At 65.3% G+C, this 15,795-nt stretch carries 8 protein-coding genes; 7 read left to right on the top strand and 1 reads right to left on the bottom strand.

What is annotated here, in order from left to right:
* Nucleotides 1–51: 51 nt before the first annotated feature.
* From AC5P7E_RS01120 to AC5P7E_RS01090, 7 genes are all read left to right on the top strand, one after another.
* Nucleotides 52–3,108: a TonB-dependent receptor gene (locus AC5P7E_RS01120; RefSeq protein ID WP_114618911.1), complete on the top strand. Its 3,057-nt coding sequence runs from the start codon at nucleotides 52–54 to the stop codon at nucleotides 3,106–3,108.
* A gap of 249 nt (nucleotides 3,109–3,357) precedes the next feature.
* The gene (locus tag AC5P7E_RS01115) at nucleotides 3,358–4,962 is read left to right on the top strand and encodes a glucoamylase family protein (RefSeq protein WP_024956629.1); all 1,605 of its coding nucleotides are present in this window, start codon (nucleotides 3,358–3,360) and stop codon (nucleotides 4,960–4,962) included.
* Nucleotides 4,963–4,966: 4 nt separating this feature from the next.
* Entirely contained in the window at nucleotides 4,967–6,307 is a 1,341-nt protein-coding gene (locus AC5P7E_RS01110) for a sugar ABC transporter substrate-binding protein (protein WP_099530294.1), read from the top strand.
* Nucleotides 6,304–7,185: a carbohydrate ABC transporter permease gene (locus tag AC5P7E_RS01105; protein WP_005410323.1), complete on the top strand. Its 882-nt coding sequence runs from the start codon at nucleotides 6,304–6,306 to the stop codon at nucleotides 7,183–7,185. Before AC5P7E_RS01110 ends, AC5P7E_RS01105 begins: the two co-directional genes overlap by 4 nt.
* Nucleotides 7,182–8,018 (top strand): carbohydrate ABC transporter permease, encoded by an 837-nt coding sequence (locus tag AC5P7E_RS01100; RefSeq protein WP_005410322.1) that lies wholly within the window; start codon nucleotides 7,182–7,184, stop codon nucleotides 8,016–8,018. The genes AC5P7E_RS01105 and AC5P7E_RS01100 overlap by 4 nt, the downstream gene beginning before the upstream one ends.
* Entirely contained in the window at nucleotides 8,015–11,182 is a 3,168-nt protein-coding gene (locus AC5P7E_RS01095; RefSeq protein ID WP_114618912.1) for a discoidin domain-containing protein, read from the top strand. The genes AC5P7E_RS01100 and AC5P7E_RS01095 overlap by 4 nt, the downstream gene beginning before the upstream one ends.
* A 2-nt stretch (nucleotides 11,183–11,184) precedes the next feature.
* Nucleotides 11,185–12,069, top strand: coding sequence for an endonuclease/exonuclease/phosphatase family protein (locus AC5P7E_RS01090; RefSeq protein WP_111188825.1), 885 nt, complete (start codon nucleotides 11,185–11,187; stop codon nucleotides 12,067–12,069).
* A gap of 322 nt (nucleotides 12,070–12,391) precedes the next feature.
* On the opposite strand, the gene AC5P7E_RS01085 is transcribed toward AC5P7E_RS01090, so the two are convergent.
* A complete protein-coding gene (locus tag AC5P7E_RS01085) occupies nucleotides 12,392–15,679 on the bottom strand; it encodes an Rne/Rng family ribonuclease (protein WP_197596213.1) in 3,288 nt (1,095 codons plus the stop codon).
* Between the last annotated feature and the right edge of the window lie 116 nt (nucleotides 15,680–15,795).

Below are 15,795 nucleotides of genomic sequence, written 5' to 3'. Positions count from 1 at the left end.
ATTGATCGCAGGGACCGCGCAAGCGGTTACCGCCACCCGGAGATTGAGTTGATGATGCACACCACCTTCCGCACGCCGGCGCGCCGGCTGCTGAGCACCGCACTGGTCAGCTGCCTGATGCTGGCTGCTGCTCCGAACGTCATGGCGCAGTCGGCCAATGCCAGCCTGCGCGGCCAGGTTTCCGGCGCGCAGGCCGGCGCCGAGGTGACCGCCACCAACGTGGCCACCGGCACCGTCCGTCGCGGTACCGTCCGTGCCGATGGAAGCTACTCGCTGATGGGCCTGGACCCGGGCACCTATGACGTGGTCGCCAACGGCCAGTCGCAGAAGGTCACCGTCACCGTGGCCTCGACCGCTACCCTGAACTTTGCCGGCGCTGCCAGCAGCACCCCGGGTACGACCGCAGCCACCAACCTGGACACTGTCAACGTCGTCGCGCCGACCCTGCTGCAGGAAGTGCGCACGTCCGAAGTCGGCAAGACCGTCAGCCTGCAGCAGATCCAGACCACCCCGCAGGTCTCGCGCAACTTCCTGGAGTTCGCCGACGCGGTGCCGGGCATGATCTTCACCCGCGACGCCAAGGGCAACACCTCGCTGCGCGGCGGTGCCACCAACTCCGACGGCACCAACGTCTACATCGACGGTGTGGGCCAGAAGAGCTACGTCAAGGGCGGCGGCGTGGCCGGTCAGTCCGGCAGTGCCGGTAACCCGTTCCCGCAGCTGGCCATCGGCGAGTACAAGGTCATCACCGGCAACTACAAGGCCGAGTACGGCCAGGTGTCCAGTGCAGCGGTCACGGCCGCGACCAAGTCGGGTACCAACGAGTTCAAGGGTGAAACCTTCTACCGTTATACCAACGACAGCATGCGCGCGATGACCCCGGCCGAGCGTCAGCCGGGCAAGGGCAAGGAGGATTCGGCCGAGAAGGAATACGGTTTCGCCCTGGGCGGCCCGATCGTCAAGGACAAGGCCCACTTCTTCGTGACCTATGAAGCCAAGCGCTTCGATCTGCCGGTGACCATCGCACCGCATGGTTCGGTGACCAACAAGGCCAACCGCGTCCCGGCTGATGCCCAGGCCGGCCTGGGCCCGGCCAGCCAGCCGTTCCAGCAGGACCTGATCTTCGCCAAGGTCGACTTCGAGCCGACCGACAACGATCGCCTGGAACTGACCTTCCAGGACCGTGATGAAACCCAGCAGCAGTTCTCGGACCAGACCGCGCCGATGCACGGCAAGGAAACCAAGAACACTGACCGTCGTTACGCGCTGCGCTGGAACCACAGCGGTGAGCGTTACTACAACGAGCTGATGGTTACCCACGAGGATTCGTTCAACAATCCCAAGCCGCTGAGCATGGGCAACGGTTTCAACTACACCGCGCCGGACGGCAAGAACGAGGAGCGCGCCATCGTCTCGATCGGTGGTTCCTCGGCAATGTCGTCGCAGGTGAAGGGCCAGAAGGGCTGGTCGGTCGAAGACAACCTGACCCTGGATGGCATCCAGTGGGCGGGCGACCACACCATCAAGATGGGTGCCAAGTACAAGCAGATCGACCTGTACGCCTCCGATGCGGCGCAGATCAATCCGCAGTTCTACTACACCATCGACAACCCGACCTTCCCGGACAGCATCCCGTACAAGGCACAGTTCGTGAAGCCGGTCACCGGCGTGTCCGGTGTGTCCGGCGAAGTGCGCTCGAAGGTGAAGCAGATCGGTCTGTTCATCCAGGATGACTGGCAGGTCAACGACCACCTGCAGCTGAACCTCGGCCTGCGCTGGGACTACGAGAAGAACCCGTCCTATCTGGACTTCGTGACCCCGCCGGAAGTGGTCAATGCGCTGTTCGCGCAGGATCCGCGTGCCGCCGCTGGCCAGAGCTACGCCGACACGCTGGCGCTGAGCGGCCTGAACATCAACGATTACATCAGCAACGGCCACAACCGCAAGGCATTCAAGAATGCCTGGCAGCCGCGTCTGGGTTTCTCGTATGACATCAATGCCGACGAGCAGCACGTGATCCACGGTGGTGCCGGTCGTTCCTACGACCGTGACCTGTTCGACTACCTGCAGCTGGAAACCACCAAGCTGGCCCTGCCGCAGCCGACGATCTACTTCCGCAATCCGGCAACCGGTCAGTGCTTCCAGGGCAACGCCGCGTGCTATGACTGGAACCCGAACCTGCTCAACGGTATCGGCAACCTCCAGAGCCTGGTCGGTTCGACCAGCAATGCCGGCCTGGAGGTCGACCTGCTGAACAACAATCTGAAGGTGCCCTACGCTGACCAGTTCAGCCTGGGCATGAGCAACCAGATCGGCGACTGGCTGACCGACGCCACCATCTCGCGCACGCTCACCTATGACGGCTTCGCCTTCACCCTGGGCAACCGCTACCCGACCGGCAACTTCTTCGACGATCCGCGTCTGTGCGGTGGCACCGAAGCCGGTCTGGGCCAGGCGTGGAGCTGCAACGTACCGGGCTTCGGCAGCCTGATCATCGGCCAGCAGGGCATCAAGACCCGTGCTACCCAGATCCTGTTGTCGGCGCAGAAGCCGTTCACCCAGGAAAGCGGCTGGGGCACCTCCATCGCCTATACCTGGACCACCGCCCGCCACAACCGTGACATCAACGAGCACTACGCGTTCGACCGTGGCGTGATCGGTGACTACCCGACCATCCGCTCCAACGGCGCGCCGCGTCACCGCCTGGTGGTGACCGGTTCGTATGCGGGCTTCTGGGGCATCACCTTCGGTGGCAAGATCACCCTGGCCACCCCGACCGCGATCAACGACTGGTATGGCGTGCCGCAGGCCAATGGTTTCGACCTGCCGACCCCGATGGCGGCGGTTCCGGGTGGCAACGGCAAGTTCCTGCTGGGTGGCAAGATCTTCGGTTATCGCTCGGTCGACCTGCAGGCGACGAAGACGTTCAAGATGCCGGGCGATACCGAGCTGTATGCGCGTATCGACATCATCAACGTGTTCAACTTCGACAATTTCTCGAACTACAACTACTACAAGAATGGCAAGTTGACCGCGAGCTACAACGAGACCGGCGACATCGTCGGTACGCCGCGCCAGATCAAGGCCGAAGTGGGCTTCCGCTTCTAAGCCCGGATGGATGCATGACCCCGATGCCGCCGCTCCGCCGGCGGCATCGGCTGAATGGATACATGGCAATGGCCGGCCCTGTGCCGGTCCATTGCCCATGCCGCTGCCGGTCAAGGGGCATCGGCATGGGCAATGATCGCGGTGTCAAACCACGTTTTTCGTGGTTTTTTAAGAACGCACCTTGTAAACGATTTCAGATCATTGGACGGTATGCTTTCCCATCGATCAGACCACCGGAGAAATCGCGCCATGCAGGCACGTCATCTGTTGTCCGCCGCAGCGTTGAGCCTGGCCGTGGCCGCCTGCCAGCCGGCCCAGCAGGAGCCTGCCAAGCCGCGGCCGCCGGTGATCCTGATCGAGGCCGATGCACCGCCGCGGCCGATGAAACCTGAGCTGCCGCCGCTGTTCGATGACATCGAGCGCCGCACCTTCCAGTTCTTCTGGGATACCACCAACGAGATCAATGGCCTGACCCCGGACCGCTATCCGTCGCGGCCGTTCGCCAGCATCGCCTCGGTCGGCTTCGCACTGACCGCGTATCCGATCGGCATCGAGAACGGCTGGGTCAGCCGCAACCAGGCGATCGACCGCACCCTGACTACCCTGAAATTCTTCCGCGATGTGCCGATGGGCCCGCAGCGTACCGGCAAGGCGGGTTACAAGGGCTTCTATTACCACTTCCTGGACATGCAGGAAGGCCGTCGCTACGACAGCTGGGTCGAACTGTCCTCGGTGGATACCGCGCTGCTGATGATGGGGGTGCTGTTCGCGCAGTCGTACTACGACGGTGACGATCCGCGTGAGAAGGAAATCCGCCAGATCGCCGACACGTTGTACAAGAAGGTCGACTGGCCCTGGCTGCAGCAGCGTGCGCCGCTGATCTCGATGGGCTGGTTCCCCGAGAGCGGTTTCATCGACCACGACTGGATGGGCTACAACGAGGCCATGATGGTCTACATCCTTGCCCTGGGTTCGCCGACGCACCCGGTCAGCCCGGATGCGTGGACGGTGTGGACGCGCACCTATGACAACGACTGGGGGGTCTACCAGGGCCAGGAATACCTGTCCTTCGGCCCGCTGTTCGGCCACCAGTACAGCCACGTCTGGATCGACTTCCGCGACATCCAGGACGCCTACATGCGCGAGCGCGGCAGTACCTACTTCCTCAACAGCCGCTCGGCTGCACTGGCCCAGCGTGAGTACGCCATCGCCAACCCGATGCAGTGGAAGGATTACGGCGAGAACGTCTGGGGCCTGACCGCCAGCGATGGCCCGCAGAACACTACGCAGGAATACCGTGGCGAGCAGCGCCAGTTCCGCCATTACTCTTCGCGCGGCGCCGGCCTGCGCGAGAACTTCGATGACGGCACCATCGCTCCGACCGCCGCGATCGCGTCGGTGGTGTTCGCGCCGGAACAGGTGATCCCGGCCACGCTGGAGATGCACAAGCGCTACGGCGATTACATCTATTCCAGCTACGGCTTCCTGGATTCGTTCAATCCCAGCTTCAACTACGACATCCCGATCAAGACCGGCCGGGTGGTGCCGGATCGTGGCTGGGTCGCCAGCGACTACATCGCCATCGACCAGGGGCCGATCCTGACCATGATCGCCAACTATCGCAATGATTTCGTCTGGGAAGTGATGAAGAAGAACCCGTACATCCGCAAGGGCCTGGAGCGGGCGGGGTTCAGTGGTGGCTGGCTGGCGCCGGAAGGTTCGTTCCAGCCGCTGGAACTGCAGAAAGACGAAAAGGCCGCGGCGGCACGCGCGGTGGGTATCGCCGAATCACGCGCGGCTGCCGCGCAGGAACAGAAGAACAATGCCAACCGCAACACAGGCCAGGGCAAGTAACCCGATGCCGAACTGGATCGACCGTCTGCGCCGCTGGACACTGCCAGCCCTGGCCGCACTGGCCGTGGCCGGCTGCGCCCGCACCGAACCGGGCACCACCACTGTGCGCTTCTGGGCAATGGGCCGGGAAGCCGAGGTGGTCAGCGAACTGATCCATGAGTTCGAAGCCGAGAACCCGGGCATCAAGGTGGACGTGCAGAACATCCCGTGGACCGCTGCGCACGAAAAGCTGCTGACCGCGTTCGCCGCCGACGGCCTGCCGGACGTGTGCCAGCTCGGCAACACCTGGGTGCCGGAGTTCGCCGAGCTCGATGCGCTGACCCCGTTGCAACCGTTCGTCGATCGCTCTGCCGTGGTCGATGAGAAGGATTATTTCCAGGGCATCTGGGACACCAACGTGATCCACGGCAAGCTGGTCGGCGTGCCGTGGTATGTCGATACGCGCCTGATCTACTACCGCAAGGACCTGCTGGCCAAGGCCGGCTACGACCACCCGCCGCGCACGTGGCAGGAGTGGGATGAGCAGATGGCAGCGATCAAGCGCATGCAGGGCCCGAACCGCTATGCGGTGCTGATGCCGATCAACGAGTTCGAGCAGCAGCTGTCGCTGGCACTGCAGCAGCCCGATCCGCTGCTGCGCGATGATGACACCCGCGGCAACTTCAGCAGCCCCGGCTTCCGCCGCACGCTGGCGTTCTACGCCAACATGTTCGAGCAGGGCTGGGCGCCGAAGATGTCCGAGACGCAGATCTCAAACGTCTGGGATGAGTTCTTCCGCGGCTTCAACGTCTTCTACATTTCCGGCCCATGGAACATCCGCGAGTTCAAGAAGCTGCAGCCGAAGGAACTGGAAGGGCAGTGGGGCACCGCAGCGCTGCCGGGGCCGGAAGGTCCGGGCGCGGGCATCGCCGGTGGCACCAGCCTGGTGATCTTCCGCAAGTCGCAGCAGAAGGAGGCGTCGTGGAAGCTGATCGAGTTCCTGTCGCGCCCGCAGATCCAGGCACGTTTCCATTCGATCATCGGCGACCTGCCGCCACGCCGCAGCACGTGGAGTGCGCCGTCGCTGGCCAACGATCCGCTGGCCGCAGCGTTCCGTGACCAGCTGGAGCGGGTCAAGCCGACGCCGAAGGTGCTCGAATGGGAGCGCATCGTGCAGGAAATGCGCATCGTCACCGAGAAGGTGGTGCGCGGTGGCCTGCCGCAGGACAAGGCCGTCGAAGAACTCGACCAGCGCGTGGACAAGGTGCTGGCAAAGCGCCGCTGGATGCATGAACAACAACGCCTGCAGCAGCGCGTTCCGTCGCCGCAATCGAGCAGTGCCGTGGCCGCCGGGAGCGCGCAATGAAACGTACTTCACTCGCCGGCTGGATTTTCGCCGGTCCCTCGCTGATCGTGCTGGGCGTGTTCTTCGGCCTGCCGGTGGCTTCGGCGCTGGCGCTGAGCGTGACCGACTTCGACCTGTATGCCCTGGCTGACAGCAGCAACCTGCGCTTTGTCGGCCTCGGCAACTACATCGATCTGCTGCAGACACCGATGTTCTGGAAGTCGCTGTGGAATACCACTTACTTCGTGTTGATCGGCGTGCCCTTGTCGATCGGCGTATCGCTGGGCGCGGCAATGCTGCTGAATGCGCCGGCCGCGCGCTTCAAGGCGCTGTTCCGCACTGCGTTGTTCGCGCCGGTGGTGACCACGCTGGTGGCGGTGGCGGTGATCTGGCGCTACCTGTTCCATACCAGCTACGGCCTGGTGAACTACGGCCTGGGCCATCTGGGCATCAGCCCGATCGACTGGCTGGGCGATCCCAACTGGGCGATGCCGACCATCATGCTGTTCGCGGTGTGGAAGAACTTCGGCTACAACATGGTGATCTTCCTGGCCGGCCTGCAGGCGATCCCGCATGACCTGTACGAGGCCGCGCGCATCGACGGTGCCTCGCGCTGGAAGCAGTTCCTGCACATCACCCTGCCGATGCTCGGCCCGGTGCTGCTGGTGGTCGGCGTGATCACCGTGTCCGGCTACTTCCAGCTGTTCGCCGAACCCTACGTGATGACCCGCGGCGACCCACTGCAGAGCACCGTCAGCGTGCTGTATTTCATGTTCGAGGAAGGCTTCAAGTGGTGGAACCTGGGACGCGCCTCCGCCGTGGCGTTCCTGCTGTTCCTGATCATCCTGGCGGTGACCACCGTGATGCTGCGTTTCGGCCGCAAGAGGCAGTTGGTATGAGTCGTGAAATCGGCCAGTCGCGCTGGTACCCGTGGTTGATCAATGGTGCGTTGCTGGTGCTGGCCCTGGTCAGCCTGGCACCGCTGTTGTGGATGCTCTCGGTCTCGTTCATGCCGCAGGGCGAGGCCAGCCATTTCCCGCCGCCGCTGCTGCCTTCCAGCATCACCACGCACAACTACCATGAGCTGTTCGCACGCACTGGCATGGGCGGCAACTTCGCCAACAGCCTGCTGGTGTCGCTCGGCATCACGGTCGGTTCGCTGCTGCTCAACACCATGGCCGGCTACGCCTTCGCCAAGCTCAACTTCGTCGGCCGCGAGCGCCTGTTCCAGGTACTGATGGCGGCGCTGGTGATTCCGGCGCAGGTGGCGATGCTGCCGCTGTTCCTGCTGATGAAGCAGCTGGGCCTGGTCAACAGCTTCGGTGGCGTGATCGTGCCAGCGCTGGCCAGTGTGTTCGGCATCTTCCTGGTACGCCAGTACGCGCGTTCCATCCCGGACGAACTGCTGGAAGCGGCGCGCATCGACGGGGCAGGGGAGCTGCGCATCTTCTTCCAGATTGTGCTGCCGATGCTCAAGCCGGTGCTGGTGACCCTGGCGATCTTCACCTTCATGGGCGCATGGAACGATTTCATGTGGCCATTGATCGTGCTGACCGACCAGGAGCACTACACTTTGCCGGTGGCACTGGCCACCCTCTCGCGCGAGCACATCATGGACGTGGAAATGATGATGGCTGGCGCGGTGGTCACCGTGGTCCCGGTGCTGGCGCTGTTCCTGGTGCTGCAGCGGTACTACATCCAAGGTCTGTTGCTGGGGAGCGTCAAGGGATGAAGCGAGCGATCGCCGTTGGACTGGGCCTGTTGTGGACTTCCCTGGCGATCGCCGCACCTCCGGCGCTGCCGGCACCGAAGGTGCTGGACGACTTCGACGACATCGCAGCCTGGACGCTGGTGCTGTCCGACCAGGTCAGCGGTTCGCTGCGCCCGGTCAGTGGTGCCGGTGGTGGCCGCGCGCTGTGCCTGGACTATGACTTCCACGATGTCTCCGGCTACGTCGGCATCCGCCGCGCGCTGAACATCGAATACCCGGTCAATTACCGCTTCGGATTCCAGCTGCGTGGCGAATCGCCGGGCAACGACCTGCAGTTCAAGTTGATCGATGCCAGCGGCGACAACGTCTGGTGGGTCAACCGGCCCGGCTACAGCTTCCCCAAGGCGTGGACGCCGGTCGAGTACCGCCGCCGCCAGATCGACAAGGCGTGGGGTCCCTCGCCCGAGAAGGAGATGGCACGAAGCGCCGCCGTCGAGTTCACGATCTACAGCAAGGTCGGTGGCCGCGGCACGGTGTGCTTCGACAAGCTGACCCTGCAGGGCCTGCCGCCGCAGGATGATTCGGCGTTGGTGCCATCGGTGATTGCCGATACGGCCACCGCGCTGCAGGACCGCATGATCGACGGCAAGAGCGACACGTTCTGGATCAGCGGTGGCGTCAAGCAGCAGACCATCAGCCTGGACCTGCACAAGAGTCGCGAGATCGGCGGTGTAGTGATCGATTGGCTGCCGAACCTGGAAGCCAATCGCTACACCGTGCGGACGTCCGAGGATGGCCGGGACTGGCGCACTGTGCGCGAGGTGACCGGCGGTGCGGGGGGGCGCGATTGGCTGGCGCTGCCGGATACCGACGCGCGCTACGTGCGTTTCGATCTGCGCGATGGCCCGAACTGGCGCTATGGCATCCGTGACATCGCACTCAAGCCGCTGGCGTTCGCCGCCACGCCCAATGCCTTCCTGTCCTCGGTGGCCGCCGATCTGCCGCGTGGCTCGTTGCCGCGTGCCTATGTGGGCGAACAGCCGTACTGGACCCTGCTCGGCCTTGATGGTGGCCAGGAGCAGGCGCTGATCAGCGAAGATGGCGCGCTGGAGCCGGCCAAGGGCAGCTTCAGCATCGAGCCGTTCATCCGCCTGGACGGCAAGCTGCTGGACTGGTCGAAGGTCGCCATCACCCAGTCGCTGCAGGATCACTACCTGCCGATCGCCACCGTCGACTGGGTGCATGAGAAGGCCGGGCTTTCGGTGACCAGTTTCGTGCAGGGCACGCCCGAGCGCGCGCAGCTGATCGGCCGCTACCGGCTGAGCAATCCGGACAAGGTCGCGCACGAGTACACCCTGGCGCTGGCAATCCGTCCGTGGCAGGTCAACCCGCCCACCCAGTTCCTCAACACCGTCGGTGGCTTCAGCCGCATCGATGCACTGGATGTGGGCGAACAGCTGGTTCGGGTCAACGGTGAGCCGCGCATCTATCCGCTGCAGGTGCCGGATGCGCGCTTTGCCAGTACGTTCGATGGCAAGCTCGATGCGATGCATCTGGAAAGCGGCAAGTACCCGGCCACGACCGCAGTGAAGGACAGCACCGGCATGGCGTCGGGTGCGCTGATGTACACGATCAAGCTCGAGCCCGGGCAGAGCCGCGAAGTGGCGGTGGTGCTGCCGCAGACCGGTGGCTGGGCGCCGCAGGCGCTGGACGTGGCCAAGGCGCAGGCGCAGGTGGCCGATCAATGGCGGCAGAAGCTGGGCGTGGTCTCGCTGCAGGTGCCGGCTGCGGGCCAGGCACTGGTCGATACCCTGCGCACGGCCGTCGCGCACATGCTGATCTCGCGGGTTGGCCCACGCCTGCAGCCGGGCACGCGCTCGTACGCGCGCAGCTGGATCCGCGATGGCGCGATGATTTCCGAGGGCCTGCTGCGCATGGGGCGCAGCGATGCCGTGCGTGACTACATCAACTGGTATGCGCCGTACCAGTTCGAGAACGGCAAGGTGCCGTGCTGCGTCGACGCGCGCGGCAGCGACCCTGTACCGGAGAACGACAGCCATGGCGAACTGATCTACAGCATTGCCGAGTATGGACGCTACACCGGCGACAGCACGTTCACCGAGCTGATGTGGCCGCACGTGCAGGGCGCCTACAACTACATGGAGCAGCTGCGCGCCAGCGAGCGCACCGAGGAAAACCGCGCACGCAATCCTGCCTTCTACGGGATGATGCCGGCCTCGATCAGCCACGAAGGCTATTCGGCCAAGCCGATGCATTCGTACTGGGATAATTTCTGGGCGTTGCGCGGCTACAAGGACGCGGCATCGCTGGCGGCCCAGCTGGGCAAGGTCGAGGCGATGCAGATCGCCGGATCGCGTGACCAGTTCCGTGATGACCTGCAGGCCTCGCTGCTGTCGGCGATGCAGCAGCACGACATCGACTACCTGCCGGGCTCGGCCGAGCTGGGCGATTTCGATGCGACCTCGACCACCATCGCGCTGGCGCCGGGCGGCGAGCAGGGCCGACTGCCGCAGCAGGCACTGGAGGCGACCTTCGAGCGCTATTGGAAGGAGTTCGTGGCCCGCCGCGACGGCAAGCGTGAGTGGAAGGACTACACCCCGTACGAGTGGCGCAACGTGGCGGCGTTCGTACGCCTGGGCTGGCGTGACCGCGCCTGGCAGGCCACCGAGTTCTTTTTCAAGGACCGTGCGCCGCAGGCCTGGAACCAGTGGGCCGAGGTGGTCTCGCGCACGCCGCGCAAGCCGTTCTTCGTCGGTGACCTGCCGCACGCCTGGGTAGCCTCGGACTTCGTGCGCTCGGCCTTGGACATGTTCGCGTACAGTCGTGACATGGACGATGCGCTGGTGCTGGCCGCCGGCATTCCGAGCGCCTGGCTGCAGGGCGAGGGCATCGCCGTGCAGGGCCTGCGCACGCCGCAGGGCCAGCTCAACTACCGCCTGCAGCGCAGCGACAAGCAGCTGGTGCTGGAGGTGCAGCCGGGCCTGGTGCCACCGGTCGGTGGCGTGGTGTTGCCATGGCCGTACGCCGGTGATCCGGGTGAGGCGACCATCAACGGCGAAGCGGCCGAATGGGTCAACAAGGAACTGCACGTGCACCAGCTGCCGGCGCGGGTCGAGATCGATGTACCGAGCGCGGTGCGCCGCGCCGAGCGCAAGGGGCAGTAACGATGAAGCAGCAGGGGGCAAGAGTGCGCACGATCGTGCGCGCCCTGGGGCTGGCCATTGCATTGGCACTGCCGGGCGCCGCGATGGCGGCCGATCCAGCCGCCGGGGCAGCGGCTGATGTCGCCACCGCGCCAGGCATGAGCATGGTCACCTTCAATCTGCATCATGACCGCGAGGACTGGCCACGCCGGCGCCGCACCATCCTGGCCGAACTCAAGCGCCTGCAGCCGGATGCGGTTGCCCTGCAGGAGGTGATCCAACGCCGCAACGTGCGAAACCAGGCGCAATGGCTGGCCAGCCAACTTGGTTACAAGTACGTGTTCGTGTCCACCGATGCGGTCGGCGCGCCCAAGCGCTACGGCAATGCGCTTCTGACCCGGCGGCCGATCCTTGCCCAGGGGGATCATCTGCTGCAGCCCTTGGACGACTACCGCACCGTGGCCCACCTGCGCATCGACGTCGATGGCACGCCGGTAAACGTCTACGCCACGCATCTGAACGAGCGCAGTGATGAGAGCGGACAACGCATCCGTCGCAGTCAGGTCGAGGACCTGCTGCGCTTCATCAGCGCGACGTCGGCGGGCGCGCCGGTGGTGATCGCAGGTGACTTCAATGCACTGGTGGATGCCGGCGATCTGAGCGAGCTGCGCAGCCACTACGGCGACAGTTACGGCAGCGTGCACGTCAACACCGATCTGTCCGGGGTCAGTACGCTCAACCGCCACTATTACCAGGCGCCGTCGCGGATCGACCACATCTTCTTCCAGCAGGACGAGATGGTCGCGCGCGAGGCGAAGATCCTGTTCGACCAGCCCGACGACAGCGGTCGCTGGGCCTCGGACCACTACGGCGTGTGGACCCGCCTGCAGTTCGCGCCGAAACCCTGACGGGACACGCTTAGGTAGGTGCCAACCTTGGTTGGCACGGGCGTGTCCGCGTGCACTCAATCAACGGCGCCAACCAAGGTTGGCCTCTACCAAAGCGGTGACCGTGCGCGGGTTGTGCCCTGGTGGGTGCCAACCTTGGTTGGCACGGAGGTGTCCGCTGGCGACCGACCCACGGCGCCGACCAAGGTCGGCCTCTACCAGTGCGCTGTACGTGCATCAGGTGGGTGCCAACCTTGGTTGGCACGGTTCGGCCCGAAGCACAAACAAAAACGGCGGGGATCATTGATCCCCGCCGGTTCGTTTTCACGCTATCAAGGAGCGATCAGTTCGCCGGCGGCGTGCGCTTGGCGGCCTCTTCGTCTTCTTCATCAGCCTTGGCTTCTGCAGCCTGGGCTGCAGCGTCGGCATGGCCATCGGCGACCGGATCGATCGACGGCGTCACCACCGAATCAGCGCTCGGGGCGGCGGCTTCGATCGGTGCGGCTTCGACCGCCACCGGAGCGACCGGCTGTTCCACGATCGGCGCAGTCTCGACGACCGGCGTGGCTTCAACGGCCGGGGCGGCCTCCACCACCGGGGCACTCTCACTGGCCACCGGCTTGGTTTCAACCACCGGGGTTGCTTCAACCACCTGCGGCTTCGATTCCACGACCGGCGCGGCCTCGACTGCGACCGGCTTCGCTTCGATCACCGGAGCGGCTTCAACCACCGCGGCCGTTTCAGCCACAACCGGCTTTGCTTCGATGGCCGGCGCAGCAGCGTCCACCACCGGAGTGGCGTTGGCGACCGGTGCGGCAGCGGCGACCGGCTGGACCGGGGTCGCGGCGTCGATGGCATCGAGCATGCTGGTCTGCACCGGCGAGGACACCGCTTCGGTCTTCGCAGCTTCGACCGGTGCCTGCACTTCAGCCACGACCGGGGTGGCGGCTTCGACCACAGCGCTGCTCACCACGGCAACCGGCGCGGCGACAACAGCGGCGGCAGCACGGGCTGGCTTCTCGGCTTCGACAGCGACCGGCTCGGCTTCGTCATCGAAGTCGAACTCCGGCTGCGAACGCGTGGGCTGCACAGCCGCGACCGGCGCAGTGCCGGCAGTGCTGTCGATGTTCGGCTCGGCGCCGTCGGCGTCATCACCGTCATCACCCTCGTCCTGGTCATCACCCAGGGCGTCGCTGCCGGCGGCGTTTTCGGCGCCACCGCGGCGGCGACGACGGCCACCACGACGGCCACGGCGACGGCGGGTTGCGCCTTCGCCAGCCTGCTCGCCATTGGCGTCGGTTGCAGCCTCTTCACCGGCAACTGCAACCACGTCGGTCGCACTGGCCGCATTGGCAGCGGTGTCGACCGGTGCGGCCGCTTCCACCGGGGCGACCGGGGCGACAGGCGCGGTGGCTTCCTGCGCGTTCACCCTATTGGCGGCGACGGCCGTAGCGGCTACGGCTGCAGCTGCGGTCACGGCTTCGGCAGGTGCTTCGGCGGCATTGCGCTGCGGCTTCTCGGCCGGCTTGTCACCGTCCTGCTGCTGCGGGCGCGGCTGCTTGGGCTGCTTCAGCTTCGGTTGCTGGTTCTGGTTCTGGCCCTGCTGCTCGTTGCGCGGCTTGTTCTGCTGCTGCGGCGGCTGCTGGCCATCCTTGTGCTGCGGCTCCTTCTGCTTGCCCTGCTGCGGCTGCTGCTGCGCATTGCCATTGTTGCCGTTGCGGCCGTCCTTGCGCTGCTCGCCGCGGTCCTTGCGGTTGCCGCCGTCCTTCTGCTGCTGCGCGTTGCCATTGCCACGATTGTCGTCGCGACGGTCCTTGCGGTCCTTGTTGCGATCCTTGTTGCGGTCCTTGCGACCGCCGTCCTGCTGCTGGCGTGCAGCCGGGGCGGCCGGTGCCGGCGCGGGCGCCGGTTCGCCACCGAACACGCGCTTGAGCCAACCGATCACGCCGCCCGCCGGGGCCGGCGCAACCGGCGCTGCAGCGACCGGGGCCGGAGCGGCCGCGGCCGGCTCCACTTCCTCGCGCACCGGGGCCGGGGAAGTGTGCTTGACCTGGGTCACCGCCGGCGGCGGGATGTTCAGCTGGCCCTTGGTCAGCGCGTGCACCGGCAGCTTGCGCGGGGTGCCGCGCTGGTAGCTGGGCTTGCTGCTTTCTTCACCCAGCTCGTTCTCGCGCAGGCGGGTCACGGTGTAGTGCGGGGTGTGCAGCTGCTCGTCGGCGACGATCACGATCGGCGCTTCGTGGCGCTGTTCGATCTCGCGCAGGGCGCTGCGCTTCTCGTTCAGCAGGTAATTGGCGATCTCCACCGGGGCCTGCACCAGCACCTGCCCGGTGTTCTCCTTCATCGCATGCTCTTCAGCCACGCGGATGATCGACAGCGACAGCGACTCGACGCTGCGCATGCGGCCGTGGCCGTCACAACGCGGGCAGACGATCTGGCTGGACTCGCCCAGGCTCGGGCGCAGGCGCTGGCGGCTCATTTCCAGCAGGCCGAAGCGCGAGATGCGGCCGACCTGCACGCGCGCGCGGTCGTACTTCAGCGCGTTGGCAAGGCGGTTCTCGACTTCGCGCTGGTGCTTGTTGGACGCCATGTCGATGAAGTCGATCACCACCAGGCCGCCCAGGTCACGGAGGCGCAGCTGGCGGGCCACTTCCTCGGCCGCTTCCAGGTTGGTCTGGAACGCGGTGTCCTCGATGTCGCTGCCCTTGGTGGCGCGCGAGGAGTTCACGTCGACGGCGGTCAGCGCTTCAGTCTGGTCGACCACGATCGAGCCGCCCGACGGCAGGCGCACGTTGCGCTCGTAGGCGCCTTCGATCTGCGATTCGATCTGGAAGCGGTTGAACAGCGGAATGTCGTCCTTGTAGTGCTTGAGCTTGCGCAGGGTCTGCGGCATCACCTGCTGCATGAATTCGCGGGCGTGCTCGTACATCTCCTCGGTGTCCACCAGGATCTCGCCGATGTCGGCGCGCAGGTAGTCACGCAGGGCGCGCACGATCAGGCGCGATTCCTGGTAGATCAGGAACGGGGCGGGCTTGCTCAGTGCCGCTTCGGCAATGGCGCGCCAGACATTGAGCAGGTAGTCCAGGTCCCACTGCAGCTCTTCCGCATCGCGGCCGACGCCGGCGGTACGGATGATCACGCCCATGTCGTCGGGGATGTTCAGCTTGTCCAGGGCGTCCTTCAGCGCGGCCCGGTCTTCGCCCTCGATGCGGCGCGACACGCCGCCGGCGCTGGGCGAGTTCGGCATCAGCACCATGTAGCGGCCGGCCAGCGAAATGAACGTGGTCAGGGCGGCGCCCTTGTTGCCACGCTCTTCCTTGTCGACCTGGACGACGATCTCCTGGCCTTCCTTCAGCAGCTCGCGGATGCCGGCCTTGTTGTGGTCGACACCGGCCTGGAAGTAGTCGCGGGAGATTTCCTTCAGCGGCAGGAAGCCATGGCGGCCACCGCCGTACTCGACGAAGGCCGCTTCCAGCGAGGGCTCGATGCGGAAGATCCGGCCCTTGTAGATGTTGGACTTCTTCTGTTCCTTCGACGGCTGTTCGATGTCGATGTCATACAACGACTGGCCATCCACGATGGCAACACGCAGCTCTTCAGCCTGCGTGGCGTTGATCAGCATTCGCTTCATTGTTGCGTTCCTCGCAAGCGGCTACCGCGCGGAACGCCATGGGGTTTCGCCTCTGGACACGGCTCGCCGCCCATTCGCGCAAGCGCGGGGAGGGCGGCTTGGGTTTCCAGCGCTAC

Source organism: Stenotrophomonas sp. YJH_SMC_25 (assembly GCF_059369595.1).
Note: the sequence above shows the minus strand (reverse complement) of the source record. Positions and strands in the feature narration are given on the sequence as shown.

Bases quoted from the DNA above. Each gene is read 5' to 3' on its own strand.
- AC5P7E_RS01120 (WP_114618911.1), top strand. From the start codon at position 52: ATGATGCACACCACCTTCCGCACGCCGGCGCGCCGGCTGCTGAGCACC.
- AC5P7E_RS01115 (WP_024956629.1), top strand. From the start codon at position 3,358: ATGCAGGCACGTCATCTGTTGTCCGCCGCAGCGTTGAGCCTGGCCGTG.
- AC5P7E_RS01110 (WP_099530294.1), top strand. From the start codon at position 4,967: ATGCCGAACTGGATCGACCGTCTGCGCCGCTGGACACTGCCAGCCCTG.
- AC5P7E_RS01105 (WP_005410323.1), top strand. From the start codon at position 6,304: ATGAAACGTACTTCACTCGCCGGCTGGATTTTCGCCGGTCCCTCGCTG.
- AC5P7E_RS01100 (WP_005410322.1), top strand. From the start codon at position 7,182: ATGAGTCGTGAAATCGGCCAGTCGCGCTGGTACCCGTGGTTGATCAAT.
- AC5P7E_RS01095 (WP_114618912.1), top strand. From the start codon at position 8,015: ATGAAGCGAGCGATCGCCGTTGGACTGGGCCTGTTGTGGACTTCCCTG.
- AC5P7E_RS01090 (WP_111188825.1), top strand. From the start codon at position 11,185: ATGAAGCAGCAGGGGGCAAGAGTGCGCACGATCGTGCGCGCCCTGGGG.
- AC5P7E_RS01085 (WP_197596213.1), bottom strand. From the start codon at position 15,679: ATGAAGCGAATGCTGATCAACGCCACGCAGGCTGAAGAGCTGCGTGTT.